Origin of the sequence: Enterococcus sp. AZ079 (assembly GCF_050547255.1) — a bacterium.
GTDB lineage: Bacteria > Bacillota > Bacilli > Lactobacillales > Enterococcaceae > Enterococcus_D > Enterococcus_D casseliflavus.
Map to the genome: position 1 here is coordinate 397,659 of NZ_CP172955.1, position 18,272 is coordinate 415,930.

Below are 18,272 nucleotides of genomic sequence, written 5' to 3' on the forward strand. Positions count from 1 at the left end.
AAACATGAAAAAAACAACTATTTTATTCGGAATTGCCGCATTAGGATTATTGGCAGGATGTACACAAAACAACACTGGAAATTCAGAACCTGCGCAAAACAGCAGCTCAAGCACAGCAGTTGCCTCATCAAGTGAAACAACGTCGTCACAAGCAACAGACAGCTCTTCAAGCAGTGCAGCGATCGCCAATGGCGGCTTACCTACGGTGACCGTAGAAGAAGCGATCCAAATATTCCAAGACAAATACCCAGATGCAGCGATCACTTCGATTGATTTGGATACTTCTTTTGGCAATTACTTCTACCAAGTAGAAGGCGTGGATGACACGAATGAGTTTGAATTAAAGATCGATGCAGAAACCAAAGAAACTTCTGAAGAAAGAACGGAAAAATTGGATGCCGATGAACAAAACGGTGTCAAAAAAGATGCCGATCAATTGGACCTAACCAACTTGCTTTCATTGGAAGAAATTTCTGATATCGCCGTGAAAGAAGCTGGCGGTGGTCAAGCAACAGATTGGTCATTAGACAAAGAAATGAATGTAACTTATTGGGAAGTCAAAGTAGAAGATGGCAACAAACAAACAGATGTGAAAATCAATGCCCAAACAGGTGAAGTACTAGAAACCGAATTGGATGACTAATCCTGTTTCGCAGTAAAAAAGATAAGCCGCTATCGTCTATGCGCAAAAGACGATAACGGCTTATTTTTTTACGTATGCTGTTTGACTTCAGTTAACGGTTTGACGCGACCACCAATTTTATCTGCAAATGCTTCGGACTGCTTCCGATCTTCAAAGACCCATAACTTGTCTGGAATTTTTTCACGAGTGCGACGACCATCTTTGCCAATGTAACCATGCAAAACTTTAATCACGTACATCGCCATCATCCTTCCCTGAAATTACTTTTGATTATACGAAAGCCGTTTCAAAAAGCAAGGATTTTGACTTAAATGAGTGATCAGAATTGATTATTCCCCTGACAGGGCAGCATAATCAGCAAATCGTTGATGGATTTCAGGAAAACTACGCTTCAGCTGCACGATGCGATTGGTCTCTTTTGCTAAAAAACAATGCTTTGAAGTCCCCGTCGTTGCCAACTGACCATCACTAGTTTTGTAGATCTCATAGCGAAAATCCAAACGCGTGCCAGTATATTTGTCGACCAAAACATCGATTCGCACCTCATCTTCGTAACGAATCATCGTTTTGTATTGCGCACTGACTTCCAGCACGGGAACGATCAAGCCCGCTTCTTCGATGGTATGATACGGTAAATCCAAAAACGCGAGTAATTCCACGCGGGCTTCTTCAAACCAGCGGATATAATTGGCGTGATGGATGATCGCCATTTGATCGGTCTCATAGTAGTGTGGTTGACGGATATAGCCTGAATATAAAGACATAAAAACAGCTCCTTTCATAGAAACAAAACCTTCGTTATTCAGCATAACGCAAAAAGGAAGAAAAGCAAACAGAAGGAGAGCTTCTTTGCGTTGGCCACTAGAGAAAATGCTACTAGAGAGCAGCGGAGTGAAAAAGACAGTGAAACACCTTGACTTTTTCATAGCTTTCTTGTAGTTTATAGATAATATCAAAAATCAGTGAAGGATCGAGTACTTTATTCTATTCCTTAAAAGAGAAAACTGCCCCGGCTGAAAGCAGTTTAGGACGTGTAAAGGAAAGACAATCTGGAGATGAACAGAAGAAAAGCTGTTCCGTGACCGAGCGTTAATCGAGCGAAGGAGAAGAACATTTCTCGAATTTAGGTGGTACCGCGTGTAATCAAAACTCGCCCTTGTATAAAAAACAAGGGCGAGTTTTTTGCTGTGAATCACTGCGACTGGTCCGCAAAGCGGAACAGAGCAGATGATGAACAGTACTAGGCGACCACAGGGAGCGTAGTAACCGAACTAGAAATCACAATGATTGGCTTGCGGAGCAAGACAGAATAGATGATGAACAGTACTAGGCGACGGTAGGGAGCGTAGTAACCAAACTAGGAATCACAATGATTGGCTTGCGGAGCAAGACAGAATAGATGATGAACAGTACTAGGCGACGTAGGGAGCGTAGTAACCAAACTAGGAATCACGTTGATTGACGCAGGAAGTGAGAAATGAAAGCTGTACCTGGCATTTTTGCTTTGTTCAATTGCAGTCGAAGCCAACGAAACCATGACCAGCAACCAACGGCAAAGAGCGCAATAACCCAAAAGTCAAACACGAGAACAACCCACCCACATCAATGAGCAACAAGCAATAGGTGAATAAGCAAACAAGCAATGAAAGCAAAGAACATGGGCAACCATGAAACAAATAGGAGGATGCATACGATGAGTTACCAACGTCCAAAAGGAACCAACGATATTTTGCCAGGAGAATCCGAAAAATGGCAATTTGTGGAAGAAACAGCACGCTTAGTGTTTCGCGATTATCAATTCAACGAAATTCGGACACCGATTTTTGAGCACTTTGAAGTGATCGCCCGCAGTGTCGGGGACACAACGGATATCGTTTCAAAAGAAATGTATGATTTCTACGATAAAGGAGAGCGTCATGTGACGTTGCGTCCAGAAGGCACCGCACCGATCGCTCGTTCTTATGTCGAAAACAAACTATTCGGACCAGAACATACGAAGCCTTATAAAGTGTTTTACATGGGACCAATGTTCCGTTATGAACGTCCGCAAAAAGGCCGTTTGCGTCAATTCCACCAAATCGGTGTCGAAGTTTTCGGTTCAGCAAATCCAGCGACCGATGTTGAGACAATGGCGATGGCAATGGATTTTTATCGTCAATTAGGACTGAGTCAATTGCGCTTGGTCATCAATTCATTAGGCGATAAAGAAACACGCCAAAACTATCGGCAAGCGTTGATCGATTATCTAGCGCCCCATGAAGCGGAGCTTAGTGAGGATTCAAAACGCCGCTTGCATGAAAATCCTTTGCGGGTCCTTGACAGCAAGGACAAGCGAGACCAAAAATTCGTGGCGGATGCACCATCGATCCTAGACTACTTAACACCAGATGCCAAGGCACATTTTGAAACCGTAACGAGTATGCTGGATGCGTTGGAGATCCCTTATGAGATCGATTCAAATATGGTGCGCGGTCTGGATTATTATACCCACACGATTTTTGAGATCATGAGTGATGCACCAAAAATGGGGGCGCAAGCCACCATCTGTGCCGGCGGTCGTTACAATCATTTAGTGGAAGAGCTAGGCGGACCAGAAACACCTGGTTTTGGTTTTGCTTTAGGGATCGAACGTTTATTGATCACTATGGAAGCCGAAGAAGTTGTGATTCCTGCTTTGAATGAGTTAGATGCGTATGTGGTTGGTTTGGGACAAGAAACCAATTTAGAAGCGTTGAAAGTCGTGCAAGCGATTCGTAATTTCGGTTTTTCTGCCGATCGTGATTTCATGGATCGTAAAGCCAAAGCCCAGTTTAAATCTGCTGATAAACAAGGAGCACGGTTGGTTCTGACTCTAGGCGAAACAGAATTAGCAGAACAAGTGATCAATATCAAATCCATGGCAAGCCGTGAAGAAAAACAATTTTCGTTAGCGGATCTTTATGCCCGCTTCGATGAGATCTACGATGAAATGACAACCAAAATGTTTGAGTGAGGAGAAAAAGAATGACAAAACGTACAGTATATTGCGGGTTAGTAAATGAGACCCATTTAAACCAGACAGTAACTCTAAAAGGCTGGGTGCAAAAGCGCCGTGACTTAGGGGGCGTGATCTTTATTGACTTGCGCGACCGAGAAGGGATCGTGCAAATCGTCTTCAATCCTGAGGTTTCGAAAGAAGCCTGGGAAATCGCGGACAAATGCCGCAGTGAATATGTGTTAGAAGTAACAGGTCAAGTCATCAATCGTGCACCAGAAGCCATCAATCCGAAAATGGTGACAGGTGCCTATGAAGTGATGATCAGCGAAATCACGATTTTAAACACTGCAAAAACACCAGCCTTCTTGATTGAAGATGATCAAACCGTTGGCGATGAGATTCGCATGAAATACCGTTATTTAGACTTGCGTCGTCCAAAAATGACGAACAACATCGTGATGCGGGCGAAAACGACGCAAGCGATCCGCAATTTCTTAGATACGAACGACTTCTTGGATATCGAAACACCTTATCTAGGAAAATCAACACCAGAGGGTGCGCGGGATTATTTGGTTCCTTCACGGATCTATCCAGGTCATTTCTATGCGTTGCCGCAATCACCACAAATTTTTAAACAGTTATTGATGGGTGCTGGCTTCGATCGCTACTATCAAATCGTACGTTGCTTCCGTGACGAAGATTTGCGGGGCGACCGTCAACCAGAATTTACCCAAGTCGATATCGAAACCTCTTTCTTGACGGCAGAAGAAATCCAAACCTATACGGAAGAGCTGTTGGCAAAAGTGATGCGAGAAGTCAAAGGCATCGAAGTTACCTTGCCATTCCCACGGATGACCTATGATGAGGCAATGGGACGCTACGGCAGTGACAAACCAGATACACGGTTTGACATGGAGCTTATCGACTTATCAGAAGTTGTGAAAGACGTTGATTTTAAAGTCTTCCAAATGGCTCTTGAAAAAGGCGGCGTTGTGAAAGTCTTGAACGCCAAAGGGGCTGCAGACAAATACTCCAGAAAAGACATGGACAATCTAGGCCATTACGCTGGTCAATTTGGTGCCAAAGGATTGGCATGGGTCAAAGTTGAAGAAGATGGATTGAAAGGACCGATCGCTAAATTCTTGACAGAAGCGACCGACGCGATCATTGCAGCAGCCAATGCGGAAGTTGGCGATATTCTGATGTTTGGTGCCGATTCCTTTGAGATCGTTTCAGCAACATTGGGGGCGATCCGTAATAAATTAGGAAAAGAATTAGGCTTGATCGACGAGAGCAAATTCAACTTCCTATGGGTCACTGACTGGCCGCAATTTGAATACGATGAAGAAGCAGGCCGCTACGTTTCTGCTCACCATCCATTCACATTGCCAAAAGAAAGCGATCTGCCGTTGTTAACGACAGACCCTTCAAAAGTCTATGCGCAAGCCTACGATATCGTGCTAAACGGTTACGAGCTAGGTGGCGGATCATTGCGTATCCATACACGGGAAGTGCAAGAGCAAATGTTTGAAGCGCTAGGCTTCTCACGTCGCGAGATGCAAAATCAATTTGGCTTCTTATTGGATGCTTTGGATTATGGGTTCCCACCACATGGCGGCATCGCCCTTGGGTTAGACCGATTAGTGATGCTCTTGGCTGGCGAAGAAAACATTCGCGAAGTCATTGCTTTCCCTAAAAATGGGAAAGCAGCTGATCCAATGTCTCAAGCGCCAAGTACCGTTTCGCCAATGCAATTGTTTGACTTGAACATCGATGTAACAACGGTTGAAGAAAACGAATAAGCGTTAAACCATGATGAAATGAGTGATGAAATAGAAATTGGTGAATGAATGAAAAAAGTTCATGAGAATTCATCCATTTCTTTCATTGCTCGTTTCTTTTTTTATGAGCTGAAGTATAATAAAGGCAAATCAAAAAAGTGAGGCTATGAAATGCAATGACTCCTCTGTTTAAATGGCTCCCTCATCCAGAATACGCCAACAAACTTTCGTTTTCGATCGTCTATGCGCTGCTGGCATCGATTGCGGTTAATTTCTTCTATCAACCAGGTAATATTTATTCCAGCGGCATTACGGGTGTCGCTCAGATCATCACCACGATCTCAAGAGAAGGGCTCGGATTTTATATCCCCTTGTCCCTTGCGCTATTATTGTTGAATGTGCCATTATTTTTTCTAGGTTGGTTTAAGATCGGCCACAAGTTTACGATTTTTACTGGAATTACTGTTTTACTCACCTCCTTATTCGTGCAAATTTTGCCCGAAGAAACCGTTACGACGGACCCGATGATCTGTGCGATTTTCGGTGGTGCCATCAACGGGGTGGGGATCGGCTACGCCTTGAAGAATGGTCTTTCTTCAGGAGGGCTGGATTTTGTCAGCATTGCCATCCGCAAACGGACAGGGAAGACGATCGGCTCGATATCGATTTTCTTTAACATTGTTATTTTGTTCGCCGCAGGGATCTTGTTTGGCTGGCAATATGCGTTGTATAGTGCGATCGCGATTTTTGTCAGTGGAAAAGTGACGGATGCGGTCTTTACGAAGCAAAAGAAAATGCAGGTGACGATCATCACCCGCAACCCAGAAGAAGTCATTCAAACGATCCAAAAACATATGCGGCGAGGGATTACCATCATCAATGAAGCCGAAGGGGCGTACAAGCATGACAAACAAACGGTTTTGCTGACGGTAGTGACACGCTTTGAACTGCCGATGCTGCGCAGTGCCATGAAAGAAGCCGATCCAAAAGCCTTTGTCAGTATTGCAGAAAATGTCCAGATTTTGGGTCGCTTTTATGAAGAAGAACTGTGAAAAAGGAGTTGAAAAAAGTATTTCTTTATAGAAGTACTTTTTTTTCGCCAAAAATTAATTTTTTTGAAATATAGCAGATGTTGCTAGCTTTATATGGGGGATTTCTGGTAAATTATGAGAGTATGGAATCAATAGCGTTCATGCTGAAATTGTTTTTTTATGAAACAATTGGATCAATTAGAGAAAAGTGGTTGAAAAATGAATAAACGTTTAAGCACAAGCCGCTATATTACCGGGTTTGACGGCATTCGAACCTTGGCAGTCATCGGCGTTATTTTATATCATTTACTACCTACTCATATGCGAGGCGGGTATTTAGGAGTTCCAGTATTCTTTGTCGTATCAGGTTATTTAATCACTGACTTGCTGAGGCAAGAGTGGGATCAAAACGGCAAAATCAAAGTCAAAGATTTTTATGTTCGGCGGATGAAACGGCTCTATCCAGGAATGGTGGTGATGCTGCTTATCTCAGCAGCGTATATCACGTTGTTCCAGCGAAACCTGTTGAATAATTTGCGCGGGGTTTTTGTTAGCTCGTTGCTTTATTACAACAACTGGTGGCAGATCAATCATGGGTTATCCTATTTTGATCGGTTCGGTAATGAATCCCCCTTTACCCATCTGTGGTCGCTGGCTGTGGAGGGACAGAACTATCTGATTTGGCCTTTAGTATTTATTTTGCTGATGAAAATCGGCAAGCAGAGGCATCGCGCCTTTAAATTTACTGCCGCAGTCACGATTTTGTCGGCAATTCTGTTAGCAGTCCTTTACACACCAGGCGCTGATCCGACACGGGTCTATTATGGAACGGATACGCGGCTCTTTTCGATCTGGATGGGGAGTGCCTTAGCATTCATTTGGCCAAGTACCCATTTGAAGAAAGAGATACCGCAAAAAGCCAAACGGGTCTTGAATATCTCTGGCTTTGCTTCCTTGGCTGGTCTGATCGCAGCGTTCTTTTTCTTAGATGATCATTTGACTTTTGTCTATTATGGCGGCATGTTCTTGATCAGTATCCTATGTACGATTCTTGTGGCAGTCACCGCTCATCCCGGAGCCAGCTTGAATCGGGTATTGAGTAATCCGATTTTCAGTTATATCGGCAAGCGCAGTTATGGGATCTATTTGTATCAATTTCCAGTGATGATTTTTTACGAAGCAAAAGTGGGGAATATCGGGGAGAACGTGCTGATGCACACGTTAGTGGAACTATTCTTGATCTTGTTTATCAGTGAATTGTCCTATCGGTTTATCGAAAACCCAATGCGTAAATTCCAGTACAAAGACACATTCAGAACGGTCCGCGGTTGGTTCAGTAAACCGATTTTTAGTTGGAAAAAACCGTGGTTAGTGCCCAGCTTACTGATTACCCTCGTTGCTTTGTTTGGCGTCGTGACCGCACCGACGAATTATGTCGATGCCCAGCAGCAGCAGTTGAAAGACAACATTGCGGCCAATAAAAAAGCGGCAGAGCAATCGCAAAAAAATGCGAATGCTGAAGGCAATGAAGCAGACGATGAGGCGAACACAAGTGAAGATGAAAAAAATATCATGGAAAAATATGATTTAACAGCAGCCCAAGTGAAAAAAGCAGAATCTCTTGAAATCACGGCTTTTGGTGATTCCGTGATGCTGGATGCAACGGCTGACTTGAAAGAAGTCTTTACCCAAGCGGTAGTTGATGGGGATGTTGGGCGCCAGCTGTATGCGAGCCCTGAATTGATCAAAGACTTGAAAGAAAAAAATCTTTTGCGGGATACCGTCCTTGTGGGGCTAGGGACGAATGGTTCCTTTACAGAAGCCCAATTTGACAGCTTTATGAATGAGATCGGTGATCGCAAAGTCTACTGGATCAATGTGCGGGTACCGACACAGCGTTGGCAAAATGAAGTCAATCGGATGTTGGAGCGCATGGCGGAAAAATACGACAATATGACCTTGATCGATTGGTATGATTTGAGTAATGACCAAGAGTCATGGTTCTATGAAGATCGGGTCCATCCAAATCCAGATGGCATGGATCAATACGTGAAGCTAGTTGCCCAAACGATTTTACAAGAGGAATAAACAAGAAAAAGACAAACCTTACGCAATCATAAGGTTTGTCTTTTGTCTTAAACGGTGCTTTGTAAGAGCATCGTTTTTTAATTCTTTTCTATCACCGTTAATAGTGAGTCAAACAAAATCGCACTAGAAGCCGATCCGGGATCGATATGACCGATGGCACGTTCACCAACATAAGAGGCACGGCCTTTTTTAGCAACGAGTTCTTTGGTATGTTCTTTCGCTGCTTCGATCGTGTCTTTGGTCAATTCCCCTTTTTTCAAGGCTTCTGCGACAGGTTGCCAGACATCGACCATCGTTTTGTCTTCAAACTCAGCTTTTCCCCGCATTTTGATGCCCGTCAAACCTTCTTCAACGATCGTACCTAATTGTTCAAAGGAGTCGATCGTTTCTAGTTCCTTCGTTGCTTTGGTCATATTCATAAACGCCGAACCATAAAGGGGACCCGAAGCGCCGCCGACTTTTGAGATTATTGCCATCGAGAAGACTTTAAAGGTATCACTGATCGTCGTTGGCTGTTGTTTGGCATAAGCTTCTTGATAAGCAGCTACGCCGCGTGCCATATTGTTGCCATGGTCCCCGTCGCCGATCGGTGTATCTAAATCGCTCAAATAGGCTTTGTTTGCTTCGATTTCTTTTGTGAAGGTATCTAACCATGCTTGCACCATTTCTGTTGTCAATTGCATCTCTATTCGCTCCTTTACCAGGCTATTGTTGTGACGGCTTCATTTAACGCATCGGTGTGATCCGTTTCGCTGAAGTCGATCAAGGTCAGTGAAAGTCCCTGCATATCGATGGAAGTCATGAAATTGCCGACTTTATGGAAGGAGACAGGTATGTCTTTTTCTGCGAGTAATTTCGCGACATCATTGGCAAAAACGAACAGCTCCATTTGCGGCGTACCACCCATACCGTTGATCAAGACACCGACTTTTTCTGGGGTCTTTTCATAATCCGCTAAGATTTTTTCCACCAACTCTTGTGCTAGTTCACGTGAGGGTTTCAGTTTTTCACGACGGTAACCAGGTTCGCCGTGGATACCCACGCCATACTCGATCTCATCATCGGCTAAGTCAAAACCTGGTTTCCCAACTTCAGGAACTGTTGCCGCTTTTAATGCGACCCCAATGGTTTTGATCGATGCAACCAAGGCATCGCCCAGTGTTTTTAATTCGCTTAAGCTGGCACCATTACGAGCAGCTGCGCCTAAAATCTTGTGGACTAAGACCGTACCGGCAACTCCTCGTTTGCCAGCAGTATAGGTGCTATTTTCAACAGCGATATCATCATCCACGACCACGATCTCCGTCGTGATCTCTTCCATTTCTGCCATATCTTTGGCCATCTCAAAGTTCAAGATATCGCCAGTATAGTTTTTGACGATCAACAAGACGCCTTGTCCTTGATCAGAATCTTGGATAGCCGTCAAAATCTGGTCGGGGGTCGGGGAGGTGAAGACATCGCCTAAAACGGCGGCGCTAAGCATCCCATCACCGACAAAGCCAGCATGCGCCGGCTCATGTCCGCTCCCACCGCCAGAAACAAGACCGACTTGTTCTTTTTGATTATTCTTAGCGATCACCCGTGAGTCGGCGACTTGATGGACCAGTTCAGGATAACTGCCTACGATACCAGCCAACATTTCTTCTACGATCATTGAGGGATCATTAATGATTTTTTTCATGCTTCATGCCATCCTTTCTCGGCTGCTTTTTTTGCTTCTGCAACGATTTGTGCCAAATCATCACTGAAACCAGCGGTGATCGCTGCAGCAAAGGCACCTTCCACCAGCGGCGCGTCGATCAGGTGATAGCGTTCTTGTTGCTGAGGTTCCAGCATGTCGTATGCAAGTTCGGCATTCAAAACGGCACTGCCTAGATCGGCAAAGACTAAGATCAGTTCAGCGTCTGCGGATTCGTTGACGGCATCCACGATTTTCGTGGCGTCAGAACCCAGCTCTCCTTCTGCTGTCCCGCCTAAAGAATAGATCGTGACTGACTCGCCGTCAGCCATTTCTTCGATCATCTGTTTTAATCCTTCGGTGAGTTGCTGACTGTGAGAAACGAGTAAAATACTTTTTTTCATCCAATTTCACCAACACTTTCTGATTAAATTTGGCTGTTTGACAAGGGGGTTGCCTTTTCCAAAGAAACACCGTCCTTGTTGAAACCGCCTACAGGTTCAGTATACCAAATTTCTTTCTTCTTGTATGGTTGCACCTATGGAGAGGACAAAAAAACAGCATCGTCTTTCTGGACAAAGCAAGAAAGAGCGATGCGGTAAAATCAATTAGGATTGTTTAACGAGCACTTTGGCTGAAAAGCGCTTCGTTAGGAAAGAAAGCCCCACGTACAGGCAGATGTTCAATGCCATCATGCCAAGGAAGTAAGGCAATGTTACGGCGGTCAAGAAACCGACTTCCAGCAATCCGTGGAAAAGCATTGCTGCGACATAGATCCCCACGGTAGTGGTAATCGCTAAGAACAATCGCAATGGATTTAACGGCAAGCAAGCGCGAATCACAGCGATACAGCTGATCCCGATCAACAAATAGTACAACAAGGTCGTCGTATCAAATTGCGACCAACCGTAGTCGGTTTGTAAAAAGCGGATCGCAAAGTAATTGACTAACACCAACAAGGCATTTGGTAATGCATTGAGTAAGACCGTCGGCAAGTAGCGCCCCTTGATCGGTGCTTTGTTTTCTTCAAAGGAAAGGAAGAATGATGGATAGCCTTCAATTGCTAAGTCGATCAATGTGATTTGGATCGGCAAGAACGGAAAGGCGCTGGATGTCAGGATACAAACCAAAGAGAGCAAGAAGCTGTAAATCGTCTTGATAAAGAAGATCCCCGACGCTTTGGTGACGTTATTGACGACGCGGCGTCCTTCAAATAAAACATCTGGCAACGTAGTAAAGTCAGAATCCAATAAGACAAAGTTAGCGATTTGACGAGCCGCACTGTCGCCAGCAGCCATCGCAATACTAACGTCGGCTTCCCGCAGCGCCAACACGTCATTGACGCCATCGCCCGTCATAGCAACGGTCCGGTGATTGGCTTTTAATTCTTGGACAAGCAGTTTCTTTTGTTCAGGGGTCACACGACCAAAGACCGTATAGCGTGTCGCAGCTTCTCGGACTTCTGCTTCGGTCGTTAAGGTAGAAAGATCGATAGCTTGATCGGCATTCGCAAGACCTGCACGATGGGCGATCGCAGCGACAGCTATTGGATTATCGCCAGAGATTACCTTTAGATCGATGCCTTGATCGGCTAAGTAAGCCAAGGTTTCTTCAGCGTTTTGGCGGATGATATCAGATAAAATCAAGACTGCCACCGCTTGTGCATTGCTTGGGTCAAAGGATGCTGGCGCTTTTGGATCGGTCTCTACGGCTAAAATCAACACTCGCAGACCTGCTTCTTGCGCTTCTTTGACTTGCGGCAAGGCAGCAGAGCCAGCGACTTTTTCAGGTGCGCCAAGATAGACATTTCCTAGATGTTCAAAAGCTACAGCACCCCATTTGCGCTGTGAAGAAAAGGCAGCGACTTCGATCGGCTGATGATCCGTTAGCTCAGGGCAGCCTTGACGCAATGCTTGCATCGTCAAATTGTTATCTGTGCTGGCTGCCAAATAATTCCCTAAGAGCATGTTAGGGTCGCTGTCGGCTTGGAGAGGAACGATCGATTCGAGAACCATATGGCCTTCCGTCAACGTCCCCGTCTTATCCAGACAAAGGGTATCGACATGCGCTAAGGTTTCAACGGCATACATGTCTTGGACCAAAATCCGTTTTTTGGCCAATTTAATGACACCTGTCGTCAAGGCGATACTGATCAGCAGGACAAGTCCTTTTGGTAACATTCCTAATAAGGCAGCGGCAGAAACGACGACGGATTCCTTGATTCCAGCATCTCGCATCATAAAGGCTTGGAAGAACAAGATCACCCCTAAAGGAACGATCACATAGCTAGTGAATTTGGACACACTACGGATCGAAGCAAGCAGCTCAGAGCGGATCGGTTTGTGGACCTTCGCCTCATTGCTTAGTTTCGCTGCGTAGTTTTCAGCACCGACATGAATGACTTTTCCTGTCACTTCACCGCTGACGATGAAACTTCCTGAGAGTAAGGAAGCACCTGCTTCTTTGACAACCAGATCGGCTTCACCAGTCAGCATCGCTTCATTGACTTCGACTAGTCCAGAAAGCACCGTCATGTCAGCGGGGATTTGGTCCCCAGCACCAAGAATGACTGAGTCTTCTAAGACCAATTCTTTGGCTGAAATCTCATGGGTTTGACTATCTCGAATCACTCGTACCGTTTGCGGTGAAACAAGTGAGAGTTTTTTTACTAAATTACGTGCGTGCAATTCTTGGCTGATCCCAATGGTGATATTCACAAAAATAATCGCTAAGTAGAACATGTTGGAATAGGCGCCTACGGCAAATAAAAAAACGCCAATCAATAGGTTGAGAAAATTGAATAACGTCAGTAAATTGTCCTTGATGATCGCAGCAGTTGATTTACTGGTTTTGGTTTCATAATCATTGTGCAGCCCCTCTTGGGTTTTCTTGGCGACTTCTGCTGCAGTCAAGCCGGTGGGTAATTGAGTCATAAGCATCTCCATTTCATTTGTTCATTTCTTTCTGATTCCTTTATCTAGTCTAGCATTCGAAAAAGGCAATGCAATCGTTGCGAGGAAAATAGCGATAAAATTAATTAAAATCTTAAACAATCAACACGTGTTCTTTTAAAGAAAGAAAAAAAATGGGGGAACAAACCGCACCATCGACTTTTTTCTGGTGCTTACGTATAATAGGGGAAGAGAAAAAGCCGAGAAGCAGATGCTTAGCGGACAAAAGAGGGTAGCGAGCATGTCTTTAAAAGAAAAAATTATTGCAGAAAGCAAGCGGCTTGGCATCGACAAGATCGGGTTTGCTTCAGCGGAGCCGTTTTTGGCATTGGAGCCTTCCTTGCGGGAACAAAAAGCCAAGGGCCATACCTCTGGTTTTGAGCATCCCGTGATCGAAGAGCGTATCTATCCTGAACGGACATTTGAAAATCCGCAAACGATCATTGCGATCGCTTTAGCTTATCCGACAAAAATCAAAGAGAAAGTCCCGCGGGATGAAAAACGTGGCATGTTTGCCCGTGCCTCGTGGGGCATCGATTACCATGATATTTTGCGAGAACGGTTGGATCGCTTGATCGCCTTTATCAAAGAACAAGCGCAAACGATGGAAGAACAAGTCGAATGGCGTTTCGCACCGCAAGTCGATACAGGGGAATTGGTGGATGTGGCGGCAGCGCAGCGGGCGGGTCTTGGCTTTATCGGTCGTAATGGCTTGCTGATCACAGAAGAGTTTGGTTCGTTTGTTTATCTCGGGGAGATCGTCACTAATATCTCTCTTGAACCAGATGAAGAAGTCCCGTTTGGTTGTGGGGATTGCATGCGTTGTGTGACGGCTTGCCCCACCAAAGCGTTATTGGGCGATGGTCGGATGAATGCCCAGCGCTGTTTGTCCTATCAAACCCAGACGAAGGGCATGATGCCAGAAGAGTACCGCAAAAAGATGCATAACGTGATTTACGGTTGCGATATTTGTCAGCTGGTCTGTCCTTATAATCGGGGGAAGGACTTCCATTTTCATCAAGAGATGGAGCCTGAAGTCGATACCGTTTATCCAAAACTGCAACCGATGCTGTCTTTATCAAACAAAGCCTTCAAAGAACAATTTGGCCATCTATCTGGCTCTTGGCGGGGGAAAAAACCGCTGCAGCGTAATGCCATCATCGCCTTAGCCAATGTGGGAGACCGCAGTGCCTTGCCAGCGATTTGGCGCTGTGCGACAGAAGACGTTCGCCCAGTGATTCGAGGAACGGCTTATTGGGCCATTGGTCAGTTGGGCGTCAAAGAACCAGAGATGTGGTTAGAGCGACTGCAACGATGCGCAGAGTTAGAACCCGAAGAAGAAGCACAGCAAGAATTGCAACCTGCCATCGAACGATTGCAAGCAGTCATTACCAAAAAGCAGGAAAAAGAGCTATAAAAAAAGCAAAACGTGCCCGTGGCCGTTTTGCTTTTTTGTTTAATCTAGTACGTCATCACTTTCAACGATTTCTTCTGAATCGAGTTCAAAATCTGGTGCTGGATGCACACGCTCAGGCAGCTCCATTTCTAACTCGCCTTCTTCGGTGTATTGGTTGTCGGTATCGGCAACGTCAACTAAAATTTCTTCAGGAAGCTCTTGTTCTAACCGATAGCCTTCTGCATGACGTGCATCGAGTAATTCCAAAAGATGTTGCCACTCGTCTTTCGAGATCACTACGACGTCAATGCCATCTTTGTTTTGTACCTCTACAACAGAGGAAAGATCGGTGCCGACCGTTTTAATGATCGATTCCAACGACCATTTACTCGTTTCTAAGTCAATTTTTTGTGCCATAAGAATTACTCCTTTTTTGAGAAAAATTTTGTCCTACCTTAATTGTAACGGGAAAGTTGCAGAAAACAAAATAGCTTGATTGGGAATCGTCCCTAATATGCGCAAGAACATTTGCACAGCGGCTTTAACCAAGGTAAGATAAGAGCAAGAAGGGAAGGAATAAAAATGACAGAAAAACAGACATTTCATGTGAATGGGTATTTAGCACTGGTTGTGCTGATCGGGTTATTAGTTGGCGGCGGTTATTTGTTTTATCATGGGTTCGTAAATGAGAGCGTTCTCGAAATCGTTCTCAGTATTCTTTTATGGATCGTTTCGTTTCTTTTCCTTAGTTCGTTAACGATCGTACAGCCCAACCAAGCCAAAGCGATCCTCTTTTTTGGGCAATATTTAGGGACCATTAAAGACAACGGCTTGTTCGTGACAACCCCCTTAACCCAAAAAATCAATGTTTCATTGAAAGTCCGTAACTTTAACAGTTCGCTGTTGAAGGTCAATGATTCAGACGGAAACCCGATCGAGATCTCGGCGGTGGTGGTTTTTAAAGTCGTAGATACGGCGAAAGCATTGTTTGATGTCGATTATTACCAAGATTTCATTGAGATCCAAAGTGAAACAGCGATTCGTCATATTGCGACGCAATACCCGTATGACACGTTCAATGACGATGATCTGACGTTGCGAGGCAATACCAATGAAGTTTCTGAAGAACTGGCAAAAGAATTGCAAGAACGATTGGCTGTTGCTGGGGTCGAAGTCATAGAGACCCGCTTAAATCACCTCGCGTATGCGACTGAGATCGCTAGTGCGATGTTGCAGCGCCAACAAGCTAAAGCAATTTTATCAGCACGGCAAATCATTGTTGAAGGGGCCGTCTCCATGACACAAATGGCGTTAGAACAAATCGAAGACGGACAGGACATCAATTTCACAGATGACCGCAAAGTCCAACTGATCAATAATTTATTGGTGTCGATCATTACCGATAAAGGCACGCAGCCGGTGATCAATACGGGCGATGTCAAAGAGAAAGGAGTGTAGCATTTGAAGAAACTTTACATCAAACAGAAGGTTTTCAGCATTGGCGAAAAATTTACCGTCACCGATGATTTACAAAACCCTCGCTATTATGTCGAAGGCAGTTTTTTTAAGATCCCGAAAAGTTTTACGATCTTCAATGAGCAGCAGCGACCGATCGCGGAGATCACCAAAAAAGTGTTCAGTTTATTACCGAAATTTTTTGTGGAAGTCCACGGCCAAGAAGCGATCGTTTTAGAAAAACATTTCACATTTTTTAAAGCCCGCTATTCCATCAGTGCAGAAGGCATCGATGTGGACGGCAATTGGTGGGATATGGATTTTGTGGTCAACCGCAACGGCAAACGGATCGCAGAGATCCACAAAAAATGGATCTCTTGGGGCGATACCTATGAAGTTGTGATCTATGAAGAAGATCTAGATGACCTGATCATTGCATTAGTGGTAGCCATCGATCGCGTCAAAGCAGATGATGCCGCAGCGTCAAGTTCAGCAAGTAGTTAGAAAAAAAGGAGCGATGTGCATGTTATACGGTTCGATTGAAGCAGGCGGCACAAAATTTGTGTGCGCCATTGGCGATGAAGAAATGACAATCAAGGAAAGAGTGAGCTTTCCGACAACGACACCTGAGGAAACAATGCCTTTAGTCATTGGTTTCTTCAAACAATACCAAGCAGATTTAGCAGGGATTGGGATTGGCTCATTTGGGCCCATCGATATCCATCGCGATTCTGCCACTTATGGGTACATTACCTCGACCCCGAAATTGGCATGGCAAAATTTTGATTTCATCGGTACCATGAAAAAAGAATTTCCGATCCCGATTTCTTGGACAACAGATGTCAATGCGGCCGCCTATGGTGAGTATGTCTTTGGCAGTGGCAAAGGATTGAGTAGTGTCGTTTATTACACGATCGGTACAGGTGTTGGCGGCGGTGCCTTACAAGAAGGGCGCTTTATCGAAGGCTTTAGTCATCCAGAAATGGGGCATATGCTGGTCGTCCCTCATCCAAAAGATGACTTTGCTGGCAGCTGTCCATTTCATGGCAACTGTTTAGAAGGGATGGCTGCTGGACCCGCCATCGAAAAACGCTTAGGGAAAAAAGGTCAAGAGGTTGCAGAAGATGATCCTTATTGGGAAATCGAAGCCTCCTATATTGCTCAATGTGCCTACAATACAACCTTGATGTTTTCTCCAGATGTGATCATTTTTGGTGGTGGTGTGATGAAACAACGCCATATGCTGCAAAACGTCCACGACGCATTTGCAAAATTGGTCAATGGGTATGTTGAAACACCTGAGTTAAGCAAATATATCGTGACCCCAGCATTAGAAGACAACGCTGGAACCCTCGGTTGTTTGGCATTGGCTCGAGAAGCGGTCTTACATTCATAAACGAAAAAGGGATCATACTCTTCGGGTATGATCTTTTTTACAGCGTATCAGTGGCGCTTTTGGCGACTTTTTGTATACTTAAGCTGAGGTGGAAAAGAATGAAATTAGCTGTTCGAAAAAGAAAAATCGGGAATATTCCGGTCTTAGAAGTCGTACCTGAAGAAATGATTTATGAGCCGCTGCCATTGATTATTTACTATCATGGCTGGCAGACGAGTAAAGAATTAGTGTTGACACAAGGCAGAAAGTTGGCTAGAGAAGGTTTTCGGGTGGTCTTGCCAGATGCAGCCAATCATGGGGAGCGCAAGACCCAGCTATCGGAGATTCCTTCTTTAACTTTTTGGCAAAGTATCCAAACCAATCTATTTGAGTTTTCTTACTTAGTCGATTTTTTTGAAAACCTTGGTTTGGTCAACGGTCAGATCGCAGTTGGTGGAGTCTCTATGGGAGGGATGACCACGTGCGGTTTATTGTGTCAGCATCCAGAAATCACAGCGGCAGCTTGTATCATGGGTTCTCCTTCCATGTTGAAATACCGTGACCGCATCCAAATGCACGCTGGCGCTGCTGGGTTCTTTGTACCCGAGGATTATGGTCAGCTTTTAAGCTGGATGGATGCTTACGACCTGTCTTCTCAACCAGAGAAATTGGGACAGCGTCCTCTTTTGTTTTGGCATGGTACCCAAGACGAGAAAATTCCTTATGGTGATGTGGAAGCCTTTGTGGCAGAAAATCCAGAAGCAAATTTGCAGTTTATCTCGCGAGAAGAACGCCATCTGGTACGTGGAGAAACGATGGATCAAGTCACAGCTTTTTTCGTGGCAGAGCTCAATCAAACCAATCCATGACACGGTTTGCGCAAGGAAAAAGATTGTG

17 protein-coding genes and 1 other annotated feature are annotated in these 18,272 nt (G+C 44.7%); of the genes, 10 read left to right on the plus strand and 7 right to left on the minus strand.

Features of this window, described 5'->3' with window-relative positions:
* Positions 1-4 precede the first annotated feature (4 nt).
* The gene (locus tag IGJ15_RS01985) at positions 5-643 is read left to right on the plus strand and encodes a PepSY domain-containing protein (protein WP_010750007.1); all 639 of its coding nucleotides are present in this window, start codon (positions 5-7) and stop codon (positions 641-643) included.
* 68 nt (positions 644-711) lie between these two features.
* Here the strand turns inward: IGJ15_RS01985 and IGJ15_RS01990 are convergent, their stop codons facing one another.
* Positions 712-882, minus strand: coding sequence for a hypothetical protein (locus IGJ15_RS01990; RefSeq protein WP_008379536.1), 171 nt, complete (start codon positions 880-882; stop codon positions 712-714).
* A gap of 90 nt (positions 883-972) precedes the next feature.
* Entirely contained in the window at positions 973-1,407 is a 435-nt protein-coding gene (locus IGJ15_RS01995) for an acyl-CoA thioesterase (protein WP_008379539.1), read from the minus strand.
* 189 nt (positions 1,408-1,596) lie between these two features.
* Positions 1,597-1,804: a binding site (T-box leader), on the plus strand.
* 532 nt (positions 1,805-2,336) lie between these two features.
* On the opposite strand from IGJ15_RS01995, the gene hisS reads away from it, so the two are divergent.
* The 4 genes from hisS to IGJ15_RS02015 all read left to right on the plus strand — a co-directional run bounded on the left by hisS (position 2,337) and on the right by IGJ15_RS02015 (position 8,520).
* On the plus strand, positions 2,337-3,635 hold the full coding sequence (hisS, locus tag IGJ15_RS02000; protein ID WP_010750006.1) for a histidine--tRNA ligase: 1,299 nt from the start codon (positions 2,337-2,339) through the stop codon (positions 3,633-3,635).
* An 11-nt stretch (positions 3,636-3,646) separates the two neighbouring features.
* The gene (aspS, locus tag IGJ15_RS02005) at positions 3,647-5,422 is read left to right on the plus strand and encodes an aspartate--tRNA ligase (protein WP_010750005.1); all 1,776 of its coding nucleotides are present in this window, start codon (positions 3,647-3,649) and stop codon (positions 5,420-5,422) included.
* Between the two features lie 155 nt (positions 5,423-5,577).
* The gene (locus tag IGJ15_RS02010; protein ID WP_010750004.1) at positions 5,578-6,453 is read left to right on the plus strand and encodes a YitT family protein; all 876 of its coding nucleotides are present in this window, start codon (positions 5,578-5,580) and stop codon (positions 6,451-6,453) included.
* 198 nt (positions 6,454-6,651) lie between these two features.
* Entirely contained in the window at positions 6,652-8,520 is a 1,869-nt protein-coding gene (locus IGJ15_RS02015) for an acyltransferase family protein (RefSeq protein ID WP_008379546.1), read from the plus strand.
* 77 nt (positions 8,521-8,597) lie between these two features.
* Here the strand turns inward: IGJ15_RS02015 and dhaL are convergent, their stop codons facing one another.
* The 4 genes from dhaL to IGJ15_RS02035 form a co-directional block, all read right to left on the minus strand.
* Entirely contained in the window at positions 8,598-9,203 is a 606-nt protein-coding gene (gene dhaL / locus IGJ15_RS02020; RefSeq protein ID WP_010750003.1) for a dihydroxyacetone kinase subunit DhaL, read from the minus strand.
* 14 nt (positions 9,204-9,217) lie between these two features.
* Positions 9,218-10,201: a dihydroxyacetone kinase subunit DhaK gene (gene dhaK, locus IGJ15_RS02025; protein WP_010750002.1), complete on the minus strand. Its 984-nt coding sequence runs from the start codon at positions 10,199-10,201 to the stop codon at positions 9,218-9,220.
* Positions 10,198-10,602, minus strand: a complete 405-nt coding sequence (gene dhaM, locus IGJ15_RS02030) for a dihydroxyacetone kinase phosphoryl donor subunit DhaM (RefSeq protein WP_005228160.1) — start codon at positions 10,600-10,602, stop codon at positions 10,198-10,200. Before dhaM ends, dhaK begins: the two co-directional genes overlap by 4 nt.
* 204 nt (positions 10,603-10,806) lie before the next feature.
* On the minus strand, positions 10,807-13,131 hold the full coding sequence (locus IGJ15_RS02035; protein ID WP_010750001.1) for an HAD-IC family P-type ATPase: 2,325 nt from the start codon (positions 13,129-13,131) through the stop codon (positions 10,807-10,809).
* A 259-nt stretch (positions 13,132-13,390) separates the two neighbouring features.
* Here IGJ15_RS02035 and queG point away from each other — a divergent pair, with 259 nt between their 5' ends.
* Positions 13,391-14,566, plus strand: coding sequence for a tRNA epoxyqueuosine(34) reductase QueG (gene queG / locus IGJ15_RS02040; protein WP_005228165.1), 1,176 nt, complete (start codon positions 13,391-13,393; stop codon positions 14,564-14,566).
* 39 nt (positions 14,567-14,605) lie between these two features.
* Here queG and IGJ15_RS02045 read toward each other — a convergent pair whose 3' ends face one another.
* A complete protein-coding gene (locus IGJ15_RS02045; protein WP_005228172.1) occupies positions 14,606-14,962 on the minus strand; it encodes a hypothetical protein in 357 nt (118 codons plus the stop codon).
* 165 nt (positions 14,963-15,127) lie between these two features.
* On the opposite strand from IGJ15_RS02045, the gene IGJ15_RS02050 reads away from it, so the two are divergent.
* From IGJ15_RS02050 to IGJ15_RS02065, 4 genes are all read left to right on the plus strand, one after another.
* A complete protein-coding gene (locus IGJ15_RS02050; RefSeq protein ID WP_010750000.1) occupies positions 15,128-16,003 on the plus strand; it encodes an SPFH domain-containing protein in 876 nt (291 codons plus the stop codon).
* Positions 16,004-16,006: 3 nt separating this feature from the next.
* A complete protein-coding gene (locus tag IGJ15_RS02055; RefSeq protein WP_005233908.1) occupies positions 16,007-16,504 on the plus strand; it encodes an LURP-one-related/scramblase family protein in 498 nt (165 codons plus the stop codon).
* Between the two features lie 19 nt (positions 16,505-16,523).
* Positions 16,524-17,396, plus strand: a complete 873-nt coding sequence (gene scrK / locus IGJ15_RS02060; protein ID WP_010749999.1) for a fructokinase ScrK — start codon at positions 16,524-16,526, stop codon at positions 17,394-17,396.
* Positions 17,397-17,494: 98 nt separating this feature from the next.
* A complete protein-coding gene (locus IGJ15_RS02065; RefSeq protein WP_010749998.1) occupies positions 17,495-18,244 on the plus strand; it encodes an alpha/beta fold hydrolase in 750 nt (249 codons plus the stop codon).
* The last annotated feature ends 28 nt before the right edge of the window (positions 18,245-18,272 follow it).

What these genes read in the sequence shown, in the direction of transcription:
- aspS (WP_010750005.1), top strand. Translation starts at nt 3,647, where the DNA reads ATGACAAAACGTACAGTATATTGCGGGTTAGTAAATGAGACCCATTTA.
- IGJ15_RS01995 (WP_008379539.1), bottom strand. Translation starts at nt 1,407, where the DNA reads ATGTCTTTATATTCAGGCTATATCCGTCAACCACACTACTATGAGACC.
- IGJ15_RS01990 (WP_008379536.1), bottom strand. Translation starts at nt 882, where the DNA reads ATGTACGTGATTAAAGTTTTGCATGGTTACATTGGCAAAGATGGTCGT.
- hisS (WP_010750006.1), top strand. Translation starts at nt 2,337, where the DNA reads ATGAGTTACCAACGTCCAAAAGGAACCAACGATATTTTGCCAGGAGAA.
- IGJ15_RS02065 (WP_010749998.1), top strand. Translation starts at nt 17,495, where the DNA reads ATGAAATTAGCTGTTCGAAAAAGAAAAATCGGGAATATTCCGGTCTTA.
- dhaL (WP_010750003.1), bottom strand. Translation starts at nt 9,203, where the DNA reads ATGCAATTGACAACAGAAATGGTGCAAGCATGGTTAGATACCTTCACA.
- IGJ15_RS02035 (WP_010750001.1), bottom strand. Translation starts at nt 13,131, where the DNA reads ATGACTCAATTACCCACCGGCTTGACTGCAGCAGAAGTCGCCAAGAAA.
- IGJ15_RS02010 (WP_010750004.1), top strand. Translation starts at nt 5,578, where the DNA reads ATGACTCCTCTGTTTAAATGGCTCCCTCATCCAGAATACGCCAACAAA.
- IGJ15_RS01985 (WP_010750007.1), top strand. Translation starts at nt 5, where the DNA reads ATGAAAAAAACAACTATTTTATTCGGAATTGCCGCATTAGGATTATTG.
- IGJ15_RS02015 (WP_008379546.1), top strand. Translation starts at nt 6,652, where the DNA reads ATGAATAAACGTTTAAGCACAAGCCGCTATATTACCGGGTTTGACGGC.
- queG (WP_005228165.1), top strand. Translation starts at nt 13,391, where the DNA reads ATGTCTTTAAAAGAAAAAATTATTGCAGAAAGCAAGCGGCTTGGCATC.
- IGJ15_RS02050 (WP_010750000.1), top strand. Translation starts at nt 15,128, where the DNA reads ATGACAGAAAAACAGACATTTCATGTGAATGGGTATTTAGCACTGGTT.
- scrK (WP_010749999.1), top strand. Translation starts at nt 16,524, where the DNA reads ATGTTATACGGTTCGATTGAAGCAGGCGGCACAAAATTTGTGTGCGCC.
- dhaK (WP_010750002.1), bottom strand. Translation starts at nt 10,201, where the DNA reads ATGAAAAAAATCATTAATGATCCCTCAATGATCGTAGAAGAAATGTTG.
- IGJ15_RS02045 (WP_005228172.1), bottom strand. Translation starts at nt 14,962, where the DNA reads ATGGCACAAAAAATTGACTTAGAAACGAGTAAATGGTCGTTGGAATCG.
- dhaM (WP_005228160.1), bottom strand. Translation starts at nt 10,602, where the DNA reads ATGAAAAAAAGTATTTTACTCGTTTCTCACAGTCAGCAACTCACCGAA.